Annotated in this window: 16 protein-coding genes; 10 read left to right on the forward strand and 6 right to left on the reverse strand. The window is 72.9% G+C overall.

The window, feature by feature from the left end; genetic code table 11:
- Nucleotides 1-17 precede the first annotated feature (17 nt).
- Entirely contained in the window at nt 18-3,119 is a 3,102-nt protein-coding gene (locus tag ABT127_RS20965; RefSeq protein ID WP_351452020.1) for a family 78 glycoside hydrolase catalytic domain, read from the reverse strand.
- Nucleotides 3,120-3,396: 277 nt separating this feature from the next.
- Between ABT127_RS20965 and ABT127_RS20970 the strand changes: the two genes are divergently transcribed.
- The 3 genes from ABT127_RS20970 to hemC all read left to right on the forward strand — a co-directional run bounded on the left by ABT127_RS20970 (nt 3,397) and on the right by hemC (nt 6,995).
- Nucleotides 3,397-4,425, forward strand: a complete 1,029-nt coding sequence (locus ABT127_RS20970) for a LacI family DNA-binding transcriptional regulator (protein WP_351452023.1) — start codon at nt 3,397-3,399, stop codon at nt 4,423-4,425.
- A gap of 89 nt (nt 4,426-4,514) precedes the next feature.
- A complete protein-coding gene (locus tag ABT127_RS20975) occupies nt 4,515-5,819 on the forward strand; it encodes an alpha/beta fold hydrolase (RefSeq protein WP_351452026.1) in 1,305 nt (434 codons plus the stop codon).
- A 243-nt stretch (nt 5,820-6,062) separates the two neighbouring features.
- Nucleotides 6,063-6,995, forward strand: a complete 933-nt coding sequence (hemC, locus tag ABT127_RS20980) for a hydroxymethylbilane synthase (protein WP_351452029.1) — start codon at nt 6,063-6,065, stop codon at nt 6,993-6,995.
- A gap of 4 nt (nt 6,996-6,999) precedes the next feature.
- On the opposite strand, the gene ABT127_RS20985 is transcribed toward hemC, so the two are convergent.
- Together ABT127_RS20985 and ABT127_RS20990 are read right to left on the reverse strand one after the other, a co-directional pair.
- On the reverse strand, nt 7,000-8,358 hold the full coding sequence (locus ABT127_RS20985) for an MFS transporter (RefSeq protein ID WP_351452031.1): 1,359 nt from the start codon (nt 8,356-8,358) through the stop codon (nt 7,000-7,002).
- Nucleotides 8,355-8,960 carry a TetR/AcrR family transcriptional regulator gene (locus ABT127_RS20990; protein ID WP_351452034.1) on the reverse strand — a complete coding sequence of 202 codons (606 nt, stop codon included), beginning with the start codon at nt 8,958-8,960 and terminating at the stop codon, nt 8,355-8,357. Before ABT127_RS20990 ends, ABT127_RS20985 begins: the two co-directional genes overlap by 4 nt.
- Nucleotides 8,961-9,086: 126 nt before the next feature.
- Here ABT127_RS20990 and ABT127_RS20995 point away from each other — a divergent pair, with 126 nt between their 5' ends.
- The gene (locus ABT127_RS20995) at nt 9,087-9,926 is read left to right on the forward strand and encodes an enoyl-CoA hydratase/isomerase family protein (protein WP_351452037.1); all 840 of its coding nucleotides are present in this window, start codon (nt 9,087-9,089) and stop codon (nt 9,924-9,926) included.
- 12 nt (nt 9,927-9,938) lie between these two features.
- Here ABT127_RS20995 and ABT127_RS21000 read toward each other — a convergent pair whose 3' ends face one another.
- The 3 genes from ABT127_RS21000 to ABT127_RS21010 form a co-directional block, all read right to left on the reverse strand.
- Nucleotides 9,939-10,814, reverse strand: a complete 876-nt coding sequence (locus ABT127_RS21000; RefSeq protein ID WP_351452040.1) for a sensor histidine kinase — start codon at nt 10,812-10,814, stop codon at nt 9,939-9,941.
- 143 nt (nt 10,815-10,957) lie between these two features.
- On the reverse strand, nt 10,958-11,854 hold the full coding sequence (locus ABT127_RS21005; RefSeq protein ID WP_351452043.1) for an SDR family oxidoreductase: 897 nt from the start codon (nt 11,852-11,854) through the stop codon (nt 10,958-10,960).
- Between the two features lie 25 nt (nt 11,855-11,879).
- Entirely contained in the window at nt 11,880-12,926 is a 1,047-nt protein-coding gene (locus ABT127_RS21010; protein WP_351452046.1) for an NAD(P)/FAD-dependent oxidoreductase, read from the reverse strand.
- Between the two features lie 101 nt (nt 12,927-13,027).
- On the opposite strand from ABT127_RS21010, the gene ABT127_RS21015 reads away from it, so the two are divergent.
- From ABT127_RS21015 to ABT127_RS21040, 6 genes are all read left to right on the forward strand, one after another.
- Nucleotides 13,028-13,654 carry a helix-turn-helix domain-containing protein gene (locus ABT127_RS21015; RefSeq protein ID WP_351452049.1) on the forward strand — a complete coding sequence of 209 codons (627 nt, stop codon included), beginning with the start codon at nt 13,028-13,030 and terminating at the stop codon, nt 13,652-13,654.
- 88 nt (nt 13,655-13,742) lie between these two features.
- Nucleotides 13,743-14,729 carry an NADPH:quinone oxidoreductase family protein gene (locus ABT127_RS21020; protein WP_351452051.1) on the forward strand — a complete coding sequence of 329 codons (987 nt, stop codon included), beginning with the start codon at nt 13,743-13,745 and terminating at the stop codon, nt 14,727-14,729.
- Nucleotides 14,726-15,910 carry an acyl-CoA dehydrogenase family protein gene (locus ABT127_RS21025; protein ID WP_351452054.1) on the forward strand — a complete coding sequence of 395 codons (1,185 nt, stop codon included), beginning with the start codon at nt 14,726-14,728 and terminating at the stop codon, nt 15,908-15,910. Before ABT127_RS21020 ends, ABT127_RS21025 begins: the two co-directional genes overlap by 4 nt.
- Complete coding sequence (locus ABT127_RS21030; protein ID WP_351452057.1) at nt 15,907-17,007, forward strand: acyl-CoA dehydrogenase family protein; 1,101 nt, start codon at nt 15,907-15,909, stop codon at nt 17,005-17,007. The genes ABT127_RS21025 and ABT127_RS21030 overlap by 4 nt, the downstream gene beginning before the upstream one ends.
- 58 nt (nt 17,008-17,065) lie before the next feature.
- Nucleotides 17,066-17,440 carry a VOC family protein gene (locus tag ABT127_RS21035; protein ID WP_351452059.1) on the forward strand — a complete coding sequence of 125 codons (375 nt, stop codon included), beginning with the start codon at nt 17,066-17,068 and terminating at the stop codon, nt 17,438-17,440.
- A 138-nt stretch (nt 17,441-17,578) separates the two neighbouring features.
- Nucleotides 17,579-18,436 (forward strand): phosphatidylinositol-specific phospholipase C/glycerophosphodiester phosphodiesterase family protein, encoded by an 858-nt coding sequence (locus ABT127_RS21040; RefSeq protein WP_351452061.1) that lies wholly within the window; start codon nt 17,579-17,581, stop codon nt 18,434-18,436.
- Nucleotides 18,437-18,506 lie beyond the last annotated feature (70 nt).

An 18,506-nucleotide genomic window follows, 5' to 3' on the forward strand; every position in this document is an offset into this window, starting at 1 on the left:
TCCGGCCCCCGCGTCCGTCAGCGGACCGTGCTGGTCAGCCGGTACCGCCCCGACGGCAGCCGGAAGGTGGCCGTCCCGTCCGCGAACCCCTCGAACCGCACCCCGGCGACGGAGCCGAGCGGGGTGCGCCCCTCCCGTACCGCGTTCGCCGACAGCGCCGGCAGCGCCAGCGTCGCCTCGGTGCCGGCGGGCACCGTCGCCTCGTACGTCAGCGTCCCGTCGGCCGCCAGCGACCACGCGCTCGTGATCTCGCCGTACGGCGACAGGTGCCGTCCCGAGACCCGGGTGATGCCACCGGTCGGGTCCAGGTGCGGCTGCAGCCGGAACCGGCGGAATCCGGGATGCTCGGGATCCCCGGCGATGCCCGCCATGGACGTGTACATCCACTCCATGATCGCGCCGTACGAGTAGTGGTTGAAGGAGTTCATCTCGACCGGCCCGAACCCGTCCTCCTCGGAGTACGAGTTCCAGCGCTCCCAGATCGTCGTGGCGCCGTTCTTCACCGAGTACAGCCACGACGGCATCGCGTCCTGGTGCAGCAGTTCGTACGCGAGGTCGGCGCGGCCCTCGTCGGTGAGGACCGGCGCGATGACGTTCGAGCCGAGGAAGCCGACGGAGAGGGTGTTCTCCGCGTACTCCACGCGCGCGCTGTCCGGGTGGGCCGCCTTGTACGCGGCGTCGTTCCCGATGTTGTCCGCCAGCAGGCCGACCAGGGAGCGGCGCTGGGCCTCGGTGTCGTAGAAGCCGAGCTTCAGGACCCACAGCAGCGCGGACTGGCTGTTGTCCTCCGGGTCACCGCCCATGGGCGGCTTGCCGCCGATGCTCGACTTCACGGTGATCGTGTCACCGTCGACCTGGACGTACTTCGCGAGGAACGCCTTGCGGATGCCGGCGAAGAGGCCGTCGTACGCCTTGGCCTCGCTGTCGCGTCCGGTGGCCCGGCCCATCTGTGCCATCAGACGCACGCTGTACGCGTAGTAGACGTCGCTCATCAACTGCGTGCCGGTGTTCTGGAACGCCAGCCAGTCGGCGAAGATCGCGCCCTGTCCCGCGTAGGTGTCGCCGCCCTTCTGCCGAATCCAGTCGATGTAGTGGGCCATCGCGTCCCAGCTGCGGTCGATGATCGTGGTGTCGCCGCTCATCTGCCACACCGTCCACGGCACGATGACCCCGCAGTCGGCCCAACCGCTGCACGGGGAGGCCGCGTTGTACCGGTTGCCGGGAGCCACCGCCGTGAACTGGGCGCCGTCGACGCCGTAGATCTTCTGCGACTCGATGAGGATCGACTCGAAGTGGCTGAGGAACGGCACCGCGTCACGGGTGTTGTACAGCCCGGTGTGCGAGAAGACCTGGGTGTCACCGGTCCAGCCGAGCCGTTCGTCGCGCTGCGGGCAGTCGGTCGGCACCCACAGATAGTTGCCGCGCTGACCCCAACGGACGTTGCTGATCAGCTGGTTGATGTCGTCGTCGTCCGTGCTGAGGTCTCCGGTGTCGTGCAGCGACGACGTGCCGACCCTGCCGACGAGCCCGGAGAACGTGACCTCGGTGTCGGCCGTGGTCACCTCCACGGACACGAAGCGGAAGCCGTAGAAGGCGAGCGAGTCCTCATGCGTCTCGCCGCCGTCGGCCCCCTTGAGGACGTAGGTGCTGGTGGACTTCGCGGAGCGCAGGTTGGCGCGGTAGAGCGAGCCTGCCGGGCCGTCCGCGCCCGCACTGTCGTCGTTGAGCATCTCGCCCGTCTTGACGACGAGTTGGGCCCCGGCCGGTCCCTTCACGGAGTAGCGGGGGACACCCACGAGGTTCTGGCCGAGGTCGAACACGGCCGTGTCGCCCGTGCGCAGGGTGACGGGTCCGGGTTCCTTCGTCGTCGAGCGGTCCGGGTCGGGGACGATCTCGCCCTTGCCGTTGGCGCTGGACGACTCGCCCGTCACCTTGTTGTAGACCGTGACGGATCGTGGTGTGCGGTCCCACGCGTCCATCAGCCGGGCGGTCTCACCGGGATAGGCGACCAGCTTCGCGTCGGGGAACTTCGTCCCGTAGCCGACCTGTTCGACGTCCGCCCACGCTCCCGCGTCGAAGCCGCCGTCCGCCCAGCCGTCGAGTTCCCGGCGGGCGTCGTAGGTCTGGCCGTCGTAGATGTCGTCGGCGCGGTAGGGGCCGGTGTCGGTGGCCTTCCAGCCGCCGCCCTCCTTCGTGACGAGCGACTGCGTGGAACCGTCGGTGTAGCGGACGAGCAGCTTGGCCTTGAGGGCGAGCGGATTGCCGTCCTTGGAGTAGTACGTACTGCCCTCGGATATCCGGGCGTTGTACCAGCCGTTGCCGAGCACCGCGCCCAGCGTCACTCTGCCGCCGCCGTCCGCGACCAGGCCCGTGACGTCGTACGTCATGTAGTTCACGGTCATGTCGTAGTTGGTCCAGCCGGGCGTGAGGAGCTCGGTGGCGCGGCCGCCGTCCTGCGGCACGGTGACGCGCTCGCCGTTGACGTACGCCGCGTAGACGCCCAGCGCCGACACGTAGAGGCGGGCGTCGCGGACCTTCTTGCGCGCGGTGAGCGGTGTCTCGGCGCGCAGCAGCGGCGCGCCCGCCGAGTTCGGGGCCTTGCCCTTCATGCCGATCCACTGCGCGCCGTCCCACTGGGTGACGCCGTCGCTGCTCAGCAGGCCCGTCTCGAACCAGGACGCGGCCGAGGTGCCGACCGGGCGGCCCTTGCCGTCCCAGGCGGTCACCGCCCAGAAGTACCGGGTGGACGGCTTCAGTCGGGGTCCGTCGTAGGCGACGGCGACCGAGTCGGCCGATGTCACGCGGCCGCTGTCCCAGACGTCACCGCGCCCGGCGGCGAGCTTTGCCGCGGAGGACGACACCTGGATCCGGTAGGCGCCCTGCGCCAGACCGCGCCGGTGCGAGCCGAGCCGCCAGCCGAAGCGCGGTCGGGTGGCGTCCGTGCCGAGCGGGTCGACGCGGTGCTCGACGGTCAGCCCGGTCACGGCGCCGTCGTCGGCCGAGGCCGCGGGTGCCGCCTGCGCGGGGGAGGCGGAGGTGAAGGTGCCGGCCGCGGCCACGACGGGCACGGCGCCCGCGGTCGCGGCCAGAACGGTCCTGCGTCGGATGTCGCTGCTCATCTGTGAGGTTTCCCTTCGACGGTGAAGGTGCTCGGGGATGGTGGGGGAGCGCCGATTGAACGGTTTCAAACGATTCAATGCGGGGTGGAGGAACCTACGGGTCCCTGTGGCCGCTGACAAGAGGTGTGCAGCAAAGACGGCTGAGTCGCGAGCGCCACGAAACGATTCAAAGGGTCGGAATCGGAGTGCTGCCGTCCGTCCGGCGGACCGAACGCGGGACGGGCCACCCCACGTAGACTCGCCGTGCCGCACCCGTTCACCTGGAGGATCACACCCGATGGCACAGTCCGTGGGGATCAAGGACGTCGCCCGTGTCGCCGGGGTGTCCGTGGGCACCGTCTCGAATGTGATCAACCGTCCGGAGACCGTGGCCGAGGAGACCCGCGCCCGCGTCCTGTCGGCCATCGACCGGCTCGGCTACGTCCGCAGCGAGTCGGCCCGTCAACTGCGCGCGGGGCGCAGCCGGATCATGGGGCTGCTCGTCCTCGACATGGGCAACCCGTTCTTCGTCGACGTGGCGCGCGGCGCCGAGCGGGCCGCGCGCGAGGCCGGGCTCGGCGTCATGGTGTGCAACAGCGCGCAGAGCCCCACCGAGGAGGCCGAGTACCTCTCCCTCTTCGCCGAGCAGCGGGTGCGCGGTGTGCTGCTCACCCCGGCCGAGGCGACCGGCCGCACCGTCGAGCAGTTCCGGCGGCACGACATCCCCTTCGTGCTCGTCGACCGGGTCGCCGAGGGCGCCACCGAGTGCTCCGTCTCCGTCGACGACGTCAACGGCGGCGCGCTCGCCGTCCGCCACCTCGTCGGCGCCGGCCACCGCCGGATCGCCTACGTGAGCGGTCCGCCCGCCCTGAACCAGGTCAAGGACCGGCGCCAGGGCGCCCTGCGCGCCCTCGACGAGGCCGGGCTGCCCGCCACCGCCCTGCACGAACTGCCCACGGAACGCCTCGACGTCGCCGCCGGACGCGACGCGGGCGCCCGCCTCCTCGGCCTCGCCGACCGCCCCACCGCGGTCTTCTGCGCCAACGACCTCCTCGCCCTCGGTGTCCTGCAGTCCCTGTACGCGGCCGGGGTGCGGGTCCCCGAGGACATCGCGATCGTGGGCTACGACGACATCGAGTTCGCGGCGGCCGCCGCGGTGCCGCTCACCTCGGTGCGGCAGCCGGCCGTCACCATGGGCGCGCTCGCCGCCGAACTGCTCCTCGAGGAGATCGAAGCGGCCGACCGGCCGGACGGCGGGCACGAGCACCGTCGCGTCGTGCTCCAGCCGGAACTCGTCGTGCGCGGCTCCAGCCTGGGCCCGCGCTGACCGTGCCCGGCGCCGTGTGCTGAACTGGTCCGCAGATCCGGAATGTCCGCACTCCGGACACCCGTACCGCCCTGCGCACAGGAGCCGAATTGAGCGCCGCCCGCTACCGCCAGCCCGGAGTCGTCCTCACCGACCATCGCTTCACCGTCCCGCTGGACCACGACAGCCCCGACGGCGAGCGCATCGAGCTGTACGCGCGCGAGGCCGTCGCCGCCGGGCGTGAGGACGACACGCTGCCCTGGCTCGTCTATCTCCAGGGCGGCCCCGGCTTCGGCGCCAACCGGTTCTCCGGGCAGGAGGCGTGGCTGGGCCGCGCCCTCCGGGACTACCGGGTGCTCCTGCTCGACCAGCGCGGCACCGGTGCCTCCACGCCCGCGAACCGCCAGACGCTCCCGCTGCGCGGCGACGCCGAACAGCAGGCCGCCTACCTCACCCGGTTCCGCGCCGACTCGATCGTCCGCGACTGCGAGGCCGTCCGCCCCCAGGTGACCGGCGGCGCGCCGTGGACCGTCCTCGGCCAGAGCTTCGGCGGTTTCTGCGCCACGCACTACCTCTCCGCCGCGCCCGAGGGGCTGGACGCCGCACTGATCACCGGCGGGCTGCCCACCCTGGACGGCCACGCCGACGATGTCTACCGTGCCGCCTACCCGCGCATCGAGCGCAAGGTCCGCGCGCACTACGCCCGCTATCCGATGGACGTGGAGCGGGCCCGCGAGATCGGCACGCACATCGCCGAGCGGCGGCCGGTGCTGCCCAACGGCTACACCCTCACCCTCGAGGCCTTCCAGTCCCTCGGCATCTGGCTCGGCGGCGGAGACGGCAGCGACCGCCTGCACTATCTGCTGGAGGACGCGTTCGTCCGCACCCCCGCAGGCCGCGAACTGTCCGACTCCTTCCGGGAACAGGTCGCCGGCGCCCTGTCGTACGCCGCCCATCCGCTGTACGCCCTGCTCCACGAGGCCATCTACGCGCAGGGCGGCCGGGCCACCGACTGGGCCGCCGAGCGGGTCCGCGCGGAGTTCCCGCAGTTCGACGGCGAGCGGGCGCTCGCCTCGGGCGGGCCGCTCTACTTCACCGGGGAGTCCATCCACCCCTGGCAGTTCGACTGCGATCCGGCGCTGCGGCCGCTGCGGGACGTCGCGGCCGCGCTCGCCGCCCGGACCGAGTGGACGCCGCTGTACGATCCGGCGCGGCTCGCCGCCAATGAGGTGCCGGTGGCTGCCGCCGTGTACCACGACGACATGTACGTGGACACGGAGCATACGCTCGGGACGGCTCGTGCCGTGCGGGGGCTGCGGCCCTGGGTGACCAACGAGTTCGAGCACGACGGTCTGCGCGCCGGGGGGCCGCGGGTTCTCGACCGGTTGCTGGGGATGGTGCGCGGGGAGGTCTGACCCGTCGTCCGTCCGCGGCTCGCGTCGCCCCCTGAAGGCATGCGCTGCGCGCAGCCTTCCCCGATGAGATGCCGCACGAAGTGCGCATCTCAGGGGCGCGGGGAACTGCGCGAGCAACCACGGCGAAAGCCGCGGGCGAAGTACCAGCTGGGGGCGCGGGCCATTTCCACCGGAGCCGCGCCCGACCGGCACCCCGGCCCCACAACGCACCGGCACGGGAGCGGAGGCGACTATCGTGGCGGGATGGCACCCGAGTTGATCCGTATCGTCTCCCGCTCATCGCCCATGGCTCTCGCCCAGGTGGAGCGCGTCCGCGCCGAACTCGCCGCACTCCATCCGGACCTCCGCACCGAGGTCGTCCCCGTCACGACCAGCGGTGACAAGTGGATGGGCGACCTGGCGCAGCTCGGCGGGAAGGGCGCCTTCACCAAGGAGGTCGACCAGGCGCTGCTCGACGGCCGTGCCGACCTCGCCGTGCACTGCCTGAAGGACATCCCGGCGGACCGCCCGCTGCCGGAGGGGTGCACGTTCGGCGCGTACCTGAAGCGCGACGACGTCCGGGACGCGCTGATCGACCCGGCCGGCCGCAGGCTCGACGAACTCCCGGAGGGCACGCGGGTCGGCACCTCGTCCGTCCGCCGTGTCGCCCAACTCGCCGCGAGCCACCCGCATCTGGAGTGCGTCCCGATGCGGGGCAACGCCAACCGGCGCCTGGAGAAGATGGCGGCGGGAGACGCGGACGTGCTGCTCCTCGCGCTCTCCGGCCTCGAACGGATCGGGCGCCTGGACGTGGTCACCGACGTCCTCTCGCCCGAGGCGATGTGCCCGCCGATCGGCGCCGGGATCCTCGCCCTGCAGTGCCGCGCCGACGACGAGGGCACGCTGGACGCCGTCAGCGGCCTCGGGCACCACGACACCTGGCGGGAGGCGAGCGCCGAGCGGATGTTCCTGCACGTCCTCCAGGGCCACTGCAACTCGCCCGTGGCCGGATACGCGCGCTCGGAGCGCAACGGCGATCTGTCCCTGCGGGCGTGCGTGTTCACGCCCGACGGCAAGCGAGTGCTCAACGCCCAGGAGTGGGCGGGCCCCCTGGACCCCACGACGCTCGGCATGTCGGTCGCGGTCGCACTGCTGCGCCAGGGCGCCCGCGAACTGATCGACGGCATCCCGCACTAGGATTTCAGCCGGTGGGCCGCGCCGCCGACGGGAGTCTCTGCGCGGCCAGGACCGCCAGGCACACCAGCCCCGCGAGCACCGTCAGCGCCGTACCCATCGACGCCACGAAGTCCCCGCCCGCCAGCAGCGTCGTCGCCGTCGCCACCCCGAGCGTCGGGCCGATGTTCATCGCCGTCTGCTGCAGACCACCCGCCACCCCGGCGTCCACCCGCCGGGCCCGGCGTACCAGGACCTCGGTCGCGGTGACCATGACCGTGCCGAACCCGGCGCCCATGGCGAACGCGCACGCCGCGACGGCCCATGCGCCCGCCCCGGTGTCGAGGCGGCCGAAACCGAAGACACCGGCCGCCAGCAGCAGCAATCCGCAGGACGTCGTGGGCCGCGCCCCGTAGCGGCGCAGCAGCACCGCGCCGAGCGGCGCCGCGAGCACCATGCACAGTGCGGTGGGCAGCATCCGCAGGGCCGTGCCCAGCGCGTCGAGCCCGAGGACGTCCTGAAGGAAGTACGTCGCCGTGAACAGCGTGCCGAACAGCGCCGCCGACGCGGACAGCAGCACGCCGAGCGCGGCGGCCACCACCGGGGAGGCCAGCAGGGCGGGGGAGAGGAGCGGGTCCGGGGCGCGCCGCTCGTGCCGGACGAAGGCCACCGTGGCCGCGCAGGTCCCGGCCAGAGCCCCCGTCGGCACCGCAGTCCAGCCCGCTCCGGGCAGGGTGACCAGCACCGTCACCAGGCAGGCGAGGGCCGCGCCCAGCAGGAGCGTGCCGCCCGCGTCGAGTCCGGCCCCGCGCCGCTCGACGGGCGCCTCCTCGTCCCGTACGCCCAGCACGAGCAGTGCGATCGCCACGGCCGGCACCACACCCAGGAAGAACACCGAGCGCCAGCCCAGATGGGCCGTGAGCACCCCGCCGACCAGCGGGCCCGCGGCCGCCGCGACGCCGATGGCGCTGGTGCGCAGGGCGATCGGCATGGCCAGCTCGTCCGGCGGATACGCGGCGCGCAGCATGCCGAGCGTCGCCGGCTGCAACAGCGCCCCGCAGGCACCCTGGAGGACGCGCAGCGCGATCACCGCGCCGATGCCGGGCGCGCACCCGATGCCCGCCGAGGCCGCCGCGAACCCGAGCATCCCGTACCCGAAGAGCCGCCGGTGCCCGTACCGGTCGCCGAGCCGCCCGGCGAGGACGAGCAGACTCGCCACCGCGATCAGATAGCCCGTACTCGTCCACTGCACCTGAGCGAGAGAGGCACCCAGATCACGCTGGAGCGCGGGCTGGGCGATGGTCAGCACGGTGCCGTCGAGGGCCACGAGGACGGCGCCGACGACACTGCCCGCGAGGGTGACGCGGCGCGTGGTGCGGCCCTTCACCGGGGTGCCGGGCCCAGGTGTGCGTCGAGCACCGACGCCAGCAGCGGTGCCATGTCGTCGGTGCCCGCGGCCAGTTGAAGGCTGCCCCAGCCCCACAGCTGGGCGACACCGTGCAGGTTCGCCCACAACGCGGCCGCCACCACGGAGGGTTCCGCCCCCGGACGCACCTTTGCCACCAGCTCCGTCAGCAGTCCGAACAGCGGCAGGCTCGTCTCCCGCAGGCCCAGTTCGTTCGACTCCAGCAGATCGTGACGGAACATCAGCTCGTACATGCCGCGATGGTCCGCCGCGAAGGCGAGATAGCTGCCGGCCAGGACGGCGAGCCGGGCACGCGGCTCCCGTCCGGCCCCGTCCAGCGCGCGCGCCGCCTCCGCGCCGAGGTGCGTGAAGCCCCGGCGCGCGATCGCCGAGAGCAGCTCCAGGTGCGTGGGGAAGTAGCGGCGCGGCGCGCCGTGCGAGACCCCCGCGCGGCGGGCGATCTCCCGCAACGACAGGGCCGCCGCGCCCTCCGCCTCCACCAGGGCCACCCCGGTGTCGATGAGCCGGTCCCGCAGGCCGTTTCCGCTGCCGCCGATCCCCGAACTGTCCTCGCCCGTTGTCATAGACACTGTCTACTCGATTCGCGTAGACAGTGTCTACCCCCTGGTGGGTGCACGGCTCTTCAAGGTGTGAGGCAGGGCCGCTACGCTGCGCGCCGCCAGGGACGCCGACGACCGGCTGGGGGCCGCATGATCGACACGACCGACACCTCCATCCCCGACGGGGACGAGCGGCGGCTTCGCCTGGACGTCGGGAAGGACGGCATCGGGGTGCTCACGCTGTGCCGCCCGGCCAAACTGAACGCCTGGAGCTGGGAGTCGAGCCGTCAGCTCGGGGTGCTGGCCGACCGGATCCGGTTCGACGACCGGATCCGGGTCGTCCTGCTGCGCGCCGAGGGGCGTGCCTTCTGCGCGGGCATCGACGTCACCGCGCCCGGCGGCGGGATCGAGGGGGAGAGCGGATCGGCCCGCAGCCGCGGCTACTACGAAGGCATCCGATGGGCGCACGAGCGGTTCGCCGCGTTCGCGCGCCTGCCGCAGCCCGTCGTCGCGGCCGTGCGCGGGTACTGCCTCGGCTTCGGCTTCGAGCTCGCCCTCATGGCGGACGTCCGGATCGCCGCCGACGACGCCGTGTTCGCGCTGCCGGAGGCGCAGTTGGGGGTGGCGGTCGACGCGGGCGGTGATCTGCGCATCGCGCGCGAGGCCGGAGCCGGCTGGGCCAAGTTCCTCGCGCTGACCGGGCGGCGCATCGACGCGGACACCGCGTGGCGGCTGGGCCTGCTCCAACAGATCTCTTCCGGGGCCGACTTGGAGCAGGCGGCCCGCACCGTGGCGCAGGAGATCGCGGCGAACGCGCCCCTGGCCGTGCAGTCCGTCAAACGCGACATCGACGCCTACGCCGACGCGGGCCTCGACGCCGCTCTCGACCGCGTGGCGATGAGCGCGGCGCTCACGCTCACCTCCGACGACGCGACGGAGGGGTTCACCGCGAAGGCGCGGCGCAGGCCCCCGGACTTCCGGGGAGCGTGAGCCGCCCCGCGGTCAGTGCTCCCCCGATTCTGCCGGTCCTGCCGGTCCTGCCGGTCCTGCCGATCCCGCACCGGCCGGGTCGTGCGGGCCCTCAGGGTTCTCGCCGAGCTCGAACACGCTCTGCCGCAAGGCCCGGATCGCGTCGTCCAGTTCGGCCACACAGTGCAGCAGCCGGGTGCGCGCGGCCCCCTCGCCGATCATCGCCGCGGTGCCGTGCAGCTCCAGACCCGTGTCGAAGACCTTCCGCACCACGCCCTCGCGGAGCCGGGCGGCGATCCGCTCCCGCTCGCGGGCCAGCGAGAGCTCGCGCACCTCCGCCTGAAGCGCCGTGTTGGAGACGAGCGAACTGCTGATCCGGTCCCGCAGACCGTGGGTGGCGACCGCGATCAGCGCGCCGAGCGCGCTCCAGAGCACGATCCGCCGCGCGACGACGACATCGGGCGTGGCCTGGGCGACCGACGACACCGCCTGGACGACCACGACCGCGGTGACCACGCACGCCGACTCCCAGCGTCGATGGAACAGCACTGTCCAGATCAGCGGCACCAGCAGGACGAGCCCGATCCCCGACGCGGCGCCTGTCGCCAGGATCAGCTCCAGGACGGACGCCGTGCACAGCAGGGGCATCAGCACCGGGGACCAGCTCGGCAACCGCCCCCAGGGAAGCAGGAAACCCCCGGCGCACAGCGCCAGGAGCACGACGCTGCCGAGATACGCGGGCCAGGACTCCACAGCTCCGTCCGGCACCAGGACTCCGGTCGTGGCCGCGACGGAGACCAGGGCGAACGGCGCGGCGCGCGGAAGGAGATCGGGTTGCCGGAACTGCCGTCCCACGAGGGGGCCGTCGGTACCGGCCAGTGCGCGCCAGTGCGTGGCCGGAGTCTTCATGAGCGCCCCCATCGGCCGGAGTCGTCCACGGCCCCGCCGAGGGACTGAATCGCGTGACCGTACGCATGGTAGCGACACGGGCCCCGGAGCAGACAGGGAATCGGCGCCGGTCGGGGCGCCCTCCCGGAGCGGCGTGCCGTGTCCTAGGGGGTGAACGGACCCCGCCCCAACTGCTCCCGCACCGTCGTCACCGGCGCGTTCACCAGGTCGCGGCGCTGCCAGTTCGCCCCGTCCACCACCAGGGTGTGCCCGCTGATGAACCGGGCGTAGGGGGAGGCGAGGAACGTGGCCGCCCAGCCCAGTTCGCGCGGCGCGCCCACCCGCAGCGCGGGCTGGCGGGCGCCGGGGGCGTCGGACCGGTCCAGGTTCGCGCGGATCGCCGGCGTCATGTCCTCGTGCGGCATGAGCCCCGGCACCAGGCCGTTGACCTGGATGCCGTACGGGCCCCACTCCACGGCCAGCGTCTCCACCAGGTTCTTCACCCCGGCCTTCGCCGCCGCGCTGTGCGCGAAGCCGGGCCCACCGGTCCACGCGTACGACGCGCCCACGGCGAGCACCGACCCCGCGGTGCCCGCCGCCAGATGCCGACGGCCGAACTCGCGGGTCATGAAGAACGTGCCGTTGAGCGTGATGTCGACGACCGACCGCCAGCCGTTGGGGCTCAACTCCTCGGCCGGAACCGGAAAGTTGGCCGCCGCGTTGTTCACCAGGACGTCCGGGGCGCGGCCGTGCGCCGCCCACGCCGCGTCGAAGACCTCCGTGATCCGGCCCGCGTCCCGGATGTCACAGGTCGCCGCCGTCACCTTGCCCGCGCCCTCGAGCGCCGCCAGCTCCTCGCGGGCCGGCGCCAGATGCTCCCCCTTGCGGCTCGCGATCATCACGTCCGCGCCGAGGCGGGCGAACTCGGCCGCGATCGCCCGGCCGAGCCCGGTCCCGCCGCCGGTCACCAGGACCAGCCGGCCGTCGTACGTGCCCGGGGGCAGCGCCGACGCACCGAGCGGCGGAGGAGCGGGCAGTCCGGGTGCGGCAGGCGTCGTCATGCGGGCATGGATACCCGCTGCGCCGTCAACTTGCCACTGCCGTGCCGGACTTGGTGCGCGCCGCGGCCACCGCCCGCTCGCCCTCGGGCGAGAACGCCCCGGCCCGTCGCAGCGCGGCGCCCCGGGCCGCGTCGGACATCACCAGCTGGGCGTTGATGAAGGCACCCGCCCGGTACCCCGCGCTCGCCGCGTTGACGACCTGCTCGGCAGGGCCCGCCGCGTTCCCCACGGCCCACACGCCCGGCACACTCGTCTGCCCGGTCGGGTCCACGTCGACGAACGGCCCCGCGGGGGTCTCCTTCGTCGTGGCGCCCAGTGCGGACAGCAGGCCGTCGCGCGGCACCGTACGGGTGGGCACGACGAACACCTCCCGCGCGAACTCCCGGCCGCCCGCGAGCCGCACCCCGGTCAGCCGGTCGTCCGTCACCACGAGCCGGTCGACCGCGCCCACGGCCACGCTCACCCCTGCGGCGGCCAGCAGCTGCCAGTCGTCGTCCGGCAGGCCGTCGGCGTCCGTGCCGTCGAGGAAGAGCGTCACGTCGCCGGAGAGCTGGCTGAACAGCAGTGCCTGATGGATACCGGTCGCCTCCCGGTACAGCACGCCGATCGCCCGGTCCCGGACCTCCCACCCGTGGCAGAACGGGCAGTGCAGGACGTCCCTGCCCCAGCGTTCGGCGACGCCGGGCACCTCCGGCAGCTCGTCCACCAGGCCCGTCGCGATCACCAGGCGGCGCGCGTGCACCCGGCCGCCGGACGCGAGCGTCACGTCGAACTCGCCCTCTCCGTCCGGCTCCGCCGCCGTCACCCGGTCCGAGACCAGCTCCACGCCGTATCCGGTGACCTCCCGGCGTACCTCGGCCAGGAACTCCGCGGGCGGCATCCCGTCGCGGGACGGGTAGCCCTGCATGTGCGCGGCCGGCGCGTTGCGCGGCTCGCCCGCGTCGACCACCAGGACCGAGCGGCGCGAGCGACCGAGGATCAGCGCCGCCGACAGGCCCGCCGTGGCCCCGCCGACGACCACGACCTCGTACCTGTCCTTCTCGACGCCGCTCGTGCTGTTCGTGCTGTTCATGGGGCTCACCTCATCTGAGTACCGGCTGACCTCGTCGCTTTCGACGGTGCGGGATCGCTCGCCGGATTGACAAACGGCTTTGCCGAAACTGCAATGGATTCATGAACGCACACGATGACGAAGCCGACGCCGGGCCGGAAGCGAGCATGGGTGAGGTGCTGTCCGGCGTCGGGCCGCGCCTGCGCGCCCTGCGCAAGGAGCGCGGCGCCACCCTCTCCGGCCTCTCCGAGACCACGGGCATCTCCGTCAGCACGCTCTCCCGACTGGAGTCCGGGCTGCGCAAGCCGAGCCTGGAGCTGCTGCTGCCCATCGCCCGCGCCCACCAGGTCCCGCTGGACGAGCTGGTCGGCGCCCCGCCGGTCGGCGACCCCCGGGTGCGCGGCGCGAAGCCCGTCGTGCGGCACGGCCGGACGATGATCCCGCTGACCCGGCAGCCGGGCGGCCTCCAGGCCTACAAGATCATCGAGCCGAACCGGGTGACCGAACCCGACCCGCAGACCCACGAGGGCTACGAGTGGATCTACATGCTCTCCGGCAGGCTGCGGATCGTCCTGGGCGAGCACGACGTGATCCTCGGCCCCGGTGAGGCCGCCGAGTTCGACACCCGGGTGCCGCACTGGTTCGGGTCGACGGGGGAGGGGCCCGCCGAGTTCCTGAGCCTCTTCGGGCCGCAGGGTGAGCGCATGCACGTACGGGCACGGCCCGCTCGGGCCAAGGGTGACGAGTGAGCGTGGCCAGGGCATTCACAGACGGGCAAGCGACCGCTTAGTATGCAGCGGAACCCGGTTTGACGAAGCAGTCCCGTGGAGGCCCCGCATGCAGGCATGGCAAGTGCACGAGAACGGCGAGCCGAGCGAGGTGATGCGCCTGGAGGAGGTGGCGCGTCCCGAGCCCGGCGAGGGGCAGGTCCTGCTCAAGGTGCGCGCCGCCAACATCAACTTCCCGGACGCGCTGCTCTGCCGCGGCCAGTACCAGGTCAGGCCGCCGCTGCCGTTCACCCCCGGAGTGGAGATCTGCGGCGAGACCGAGGACGGCCGCCGCGTCATCGCCAACCCGGCTCTGCCGTACGGCGGCTTCGCCGAGTACGCCGTCGCCGACGCCCGCGCGCTGCTGCCCGCCCCGGACGCCCTCGACGACGCCGAGACGGCCGCGCTGCACATCGGGTACCAGACCGGCTGGTTCGGCCTGCACCAGCGCGCCCGCCTCCAGGAGGGCGAGACGCTGCTCGTGCACGCCGCCGCGGGCGGGGTCGGCAGCGCCGCCGTCCAGCTCGGCAAGGCCGCGGGCGCCCGGGTCATCGGCGTCGTCGGCGGCCCCGACAAGGCCAAGGTCGCCCAGGAGCTGGGCTGCGACGTCGTCGTCGACCGGCGCTCCGACGATGTCATCGCCGCGGTCAAGGAGGCGACCGGCGGACGCGGCGCCGACGTGATCTACGACCCCGTGGGCGGCGACGCCTACCAGCAGTCGGCGAAGACCGTCGCCTTCGAGGGCCGGATCGTCGTGGTCGGCTTCGCCTCGGGCAGCATCCCGGCCCCCGCGCTCAACCACGCGCTGGTGAAGAACTACTCGATCATGGGTCTGCACTGGGGCCTGTACGCCCAGAAGAACCCCGGGCTCATCCCGCACTGCCACGAGAAGCTCACCGAGCTGGCCGCGCGCGGCGCCATCAAGCCCCTCGTCAGCGACCGCGTCGACCTCGCCGACGCACCGTCCGCCGTGCAGCGCGTCGCGGACGGCGTCACCACCGGCCGCGTCGTCGTGGTGCCCGGTCTCCACGCCCGTACGGAAGGAGCCGCCGCATGAGCGTCGACGCCGCGCGACTGCACGCGCTGACCCAGGAGTTCCTGGCCGCGCACCCGGTCGCGACCACCCCGCGCGAGGAGTTCCTCAGCGCCCGCTTCGACGCCGGCCTCGCCTGGGTGCACTACCCGGAGGGCCTCGGCGGTCTCGACGCGCCGCGCGCCCTGCAGGCCGTCGTGGACACCGAGCTGGAGGCGGCGGGCGCCCCCGACAACGACCCCCGGCGCAACGGGATCGGGCTCGGCATGGCCGCCCCCACCATCCTGCGCTACGGCACCGAGGAGCAGAAGCAGCGGTTCCTCAAGCCGCTGTGGACCGGTGAGGAGGTGTGGTGCCAGCTGTTCAGCGAGCCCGGCGCCGGATCCGACCTCGCCGCGCTCGGTACCCGCGCCGTCCGCGAGGGCGACGACTGGGTCGTCAACGGGCAGAAGGTGTGGACGTCCGGCGCGCACAACTCCCGGTTCGCCATCCTCATCGCGCGTACCGACCCGGACGTGCCCAAGCACCGGGGCATCACGTACTTCGTGTGCGACATGACCGACCCCGGCGTCGAGGTGCGGCCGCTGCGCCAGATCACCGGCGAGGCCGAGTTCAACGAGGTCTTCCTCACCGACGTCCGGATCCCCGACGCCCACCGGCTCGGCGAGATCGGCGACGGCTGGAAGGTCGCCCAGACCACCCTCAACAACGAGCGCGTCGCCATCGGCGGCATGCGCATCCCGCGCGAGGGCGGCCTGATCGGCATCGTCGCCGACACCTGGCGCGAGCGCCCCGAACTGCGCACGCACGACCTGCACCAGCGCCTGATGACCCTGTGGGTCGAGGCCGAGGTCGCCCGGCTCACCGGCGAACGCCTGCGCCAGCAGCTCGTCGCCGGACACCCCGGGCCCGAGGGCGCCGGCATGAAGCTCGGCTTCGCCCGCCTCAACCAGCAGATCAGCGGTCTCGAGCTGGAACTCCTCGGCGAGGAGGGCCTGTTGTACGACGACTGGACGATGCGCCGCCCGGAGATCGTCGACTTCGCGGGCCGCGACGCCGGATACCGCTACCTGCGCGCCAAGGGCAACAGCATCGAGGGCGGGACGAGCGAGGTCCTGCTGAACATCGTCGCCGAGCGCGTGCTGGGCCTGCCGCCCGAGCCCCGCACCGACAAGGACGTCGCCTGGAAGGACCTCTCACGATGAGCACACAGCCCGACCTCCTCTACTCCGAGGACGAGGAAGCGCTCCGCTCGGCGGTCCGCGACCTGCTCACCGACCACTGCGCCGCCCCGGCCGTGCTCGCGCGGATCGAGAGCGACGAGCCGCACGACCGGGCCCTGTGGAAGAACCTCGCCGAGAGCATGGGGCTGGCCGGCCTTCTCGTGCCCGAGGAGCGCGGCGGACAGGGCGCCTCGCACCGGGAGGCCGCCGTCGTCCTGGAGGAGCTGGGCCGCGCCGTCGCCCCCGTCCCCTACCTGACGAGCGCCGTCATCGCCACCGAGGCGCTGCTCGCCTGCGTCGGCGCCGAGGCCGAGACCCTGCTGTCCGCGCTCGCCTCGGGCCGCACCGTCGGCGCGCTCACCGTCCCGCTGTCGGCGACGCCCGGCCGGGAGTTCAAGGACGTACGCGCCACGGACTCCACCCTGACCGGGCGGGTCACCGGGGTCGCGGACGCGGCCTTCGCCGACGTGTTCCTCGTGCCCACGTCCGCGGGCCTGTTCGCCGTGGACGCCTCGGCCGACGGGGTCACGGTCGCACCGCAGACCTCCTTCGACCCGACGCGTCCGCTGGCCGGCGTCACCTTCGAGGCCGCCGCCGGACGGCTCCTCGCCGACACCGCCGCACCCGCCGTGCGCCGCGCCCTGCGCGCCGGTGCCGGACTGCTCGCCTCGGAGCAGCTCGGCCTCTCCGACTGGCTGTTGACGGAGACCGTGCGCTACACACGCGAGCGCCACCAGTTCAACCGGCCCGTCGGCTCCTTCCAGGCGCTCAAGCACCGGCTCGCCCAGCTGTGGCTGGAATTGGTCAACGCCCGCGCAACGGCCCGCAACGCGGCCGACGCGCTCGCCACCGGCAGCGACGACACCGACGTGGCCGTCGCCGTCGCCCAGGCGTACGCGGCACCCGTCGCCGTGCACGTGGCCGAGGAGGCGCTGCAACTGCACGGTGGCATCGGCATGACCTGGGAGCACCCGATCCACCTCTACCTCAAGCGCGCCAAGTCCGACGCGATCGCGCTCGGCACCGCGGGCCGCCACCGGGAGGAACTGGCCGAACTGGTCGATCTCCGGACGCCCTGAGCGACCGCCGGATCAATCCGATGGACAGTGACGTCATGCCCGTGATCTCTTCACGGGCATGACGTCACTCATCCGCCACGTGACCATCGACTGCGCCGACCCTTACACCCTCGCCGGTTTCTGGGCCGAAGCCCTCGGGGGAGCCGTCACCGACGAGGACCAACCGGGCGACCCTGAGGCGCTGGTGGAGAGCGCGTCGGTGGGCGTCCTCTTCATCCGCGTCCCCGAGGGCAAGGCCGCGAAGAACCGCCTGCACGTAGACCTCCAGCCGCAGGACCGCACCCGGGACGAGGAGGTCGACCGGCTGCTCGCCCTGGGCGCCACCCTCCAGGGCGACCACCGCCGCCCCGACGGCACGGGCTGGGTGACCCTCCAGGACCCGGAGGGCAACGAGTTCTGCGTCGAGCGCAGCGCGGCGGAGCGGGCGACGTAGCCCGGGGTGACGCCACCCGGACCGCCCCGGATGAACCGCAGGCGGCGGTCCGGCCAACTCCCCTTCCAGGGCTGCCCATCAGTGCCACGAGCCCCGCATACTCGCCCGTGTCCCACCGGCCCACCACGGGAGGCACACATGGCACCGACCACCCGCCGCAGAGCCCTCGGCGCGCTCGCCGCCGTACTGGCCACCGGTGTCGCCGCACCGCAACTCGCCCACGCCGGCGGACGGCGGCGCGACCCGAAGCCGCTGCTCCGCGCCCACGCCCACAACGACTACGACCACCCGCGCCCGCTGTTCGACGCCCTCGACCACCGGTTCAACAGCGTCGAGGCCGACATCTACCTCGTCGACGGCGACCTCCTCGTCGCCCACGACCCCGTCGACCTCGATCCGGCCCGCACCCTCGAATCCCTCTACCTCGCCCCGCTCGCCGCCCGGGTCCGCGACCGGCACGGCTCGGTGTACCAGGGGTGGCGGCTGCCGCTCCAGCTCCTCGTCGACATCAAGACCGAGGGCGACGCGACCTACCGCGAACTCGACCGCCAACTACGCCGTCACCGTGGCCTGTTCACGACCTACGCACACGGCAAGGTGCACACGGGCCCGGTCACCGCCGTCGTCTCCGGCGACCGCGCCGCAGGCCCGGTCATCGCGGCCCAGCGCACCCGCAGCGCCTTCTACGACGGCCGTCTCGCCGACCTCGGCACCGCGGACCCCGCCTCCTTCATCCCACTCATCAGCGACAACTGGACGAACACCTTCACCTGGCTGGGCGTCGGCCCGATGCCCGCCGCCGAACGCGACAGGCTGCGCGGCATCGTCGCCGCCGCCCACGCGCGCGGACAGCGTGTCCGGTTCTGGGCCACCCCCGATGTGGCGGGACCCGAACGGGACGCCGTGTGGGGCGAGTTGATCGCCGCCGGTGTCGATCACCTGAACACCGACGACCTCGCGGGCCTCGAAGCGTTCCTCGACGCCCACGACCACTGACCCGCCCACGGTGACCGCTCCGCGGTGACCCGCAGTCAACACTCTTTCGGGGGACAGGTCGTGCCCCGCC

Origin of the sequence: Streptomyces sp. NPDC001904, from assembly GCF_040297005.1 — a bacterium.
Taxonomy (GTDB): Bacteria; Actinomycetota; Actinomycetes; order Streptomycetales; family Streptomycetaceae; genus Streptomyces.

Excerpts from the sequence above, each read along its gene's own strand:
- ABT127_RS20990 (WP_351452034.1), bottom strand. The coding sequence starts at position 8,960 with ATGACAACGGGCGAGGACAGTTCGGGGATCGGCGGCAGCGGAAACGGC.
- ABT127_RS21015 (WP_351452049.1), top strand. The coding sequence starts at position 13,028 with ATGAACGCACACGATGACGAAGCCGACGCCGGGCCGGAAGCGAGCATG.
- ABT127_RS20970 (WP_351452023.1), top strand. The coding sequence starts at position 3,397 with ATGGCACAGTCCGTGGGGATCAAGGACGTCGCCCGTGTCGCCGGGGTG.
- ABT127_RS21035 (WP_351452059.1), top strand. The coding sequence starts at position 17,066 with ATGACGTCACTCATCCGCCACGTGACCATCGACTGCGCCGACCCTTAC.
- hemC (WP_351452029.1), top strand. The coding sequence starts at position 6,063 with ATGGCACCCGAGTTGATCCGTATCGTCTCCCGCTCATCGCCCATGGCT.
- ABT127_RS21000 (WP_351452040.1), bottom strand. The coding sequence starts at position 10,814 with ATGAAGACTCCGGCCACGCACTGGCGCGCACTGGCCGGTACCGACGGC.
- ABT127_RS21025 (WP_351452054.1), top strand. The coding sequence starts at position 14,726 with ATGAGCGTCGACGCCGCGCGACTGCACGCGCTGACCCAGGAGTTCCTG.
- ABT127_RS21040 (WP_351452061.1), top strand. The coding sequence starts at position 17,579 with ATGGCACCGACCACCCGCCGCAGAGCCCTCGGCGCGCTCGCCGCCGTA.
- ABT127_RS21030 (WP_351452057.1), top strand. The coding sequence starts at position 15,907 with ATGAGCACACAGCCCGACCTCCTCTACTCCGAGGACGAGGAAGCGCTC.
- ABT127_RS21010 (WP_351452046.1), bottom strand. The coding sequence starts at position 12,926 with ATGAACAGCACGAACAGCACGAGCGGCGTCGAGAAGGACAGGTACGAG.
- ABT127_RS21020 (WP_351452051.1), top strand. The coding sequence starts at position 13,743 with ATGCAGGCATGGCAAGTGCACGAGAACGGCGAGCCGAGCGAGGTGATG.
- ABT127_RS20995 (WP_351452037.1), top strand. The coding sequence starts at position 9,087 with ATGATCGACACGACCGACACCTCCATCCCCGACGGGGACGAGCGGCGG.
- ABT127_RS20965 (WP_351452020.1), bottom strand. The coding sequence starts at position 3,119 with ATGAGCAGCGACATCCGACGCAGGACCGTTCTGGCCGCGACCGCGGGC.
- ABT127_RS21005 (WP_351452043.1), bottom strand. The coding sequence starts at position 11,854 with ATGACGACGCCTGCCGCACCCGGACTGCCCGCTCCTCCGCCGCTCGGT.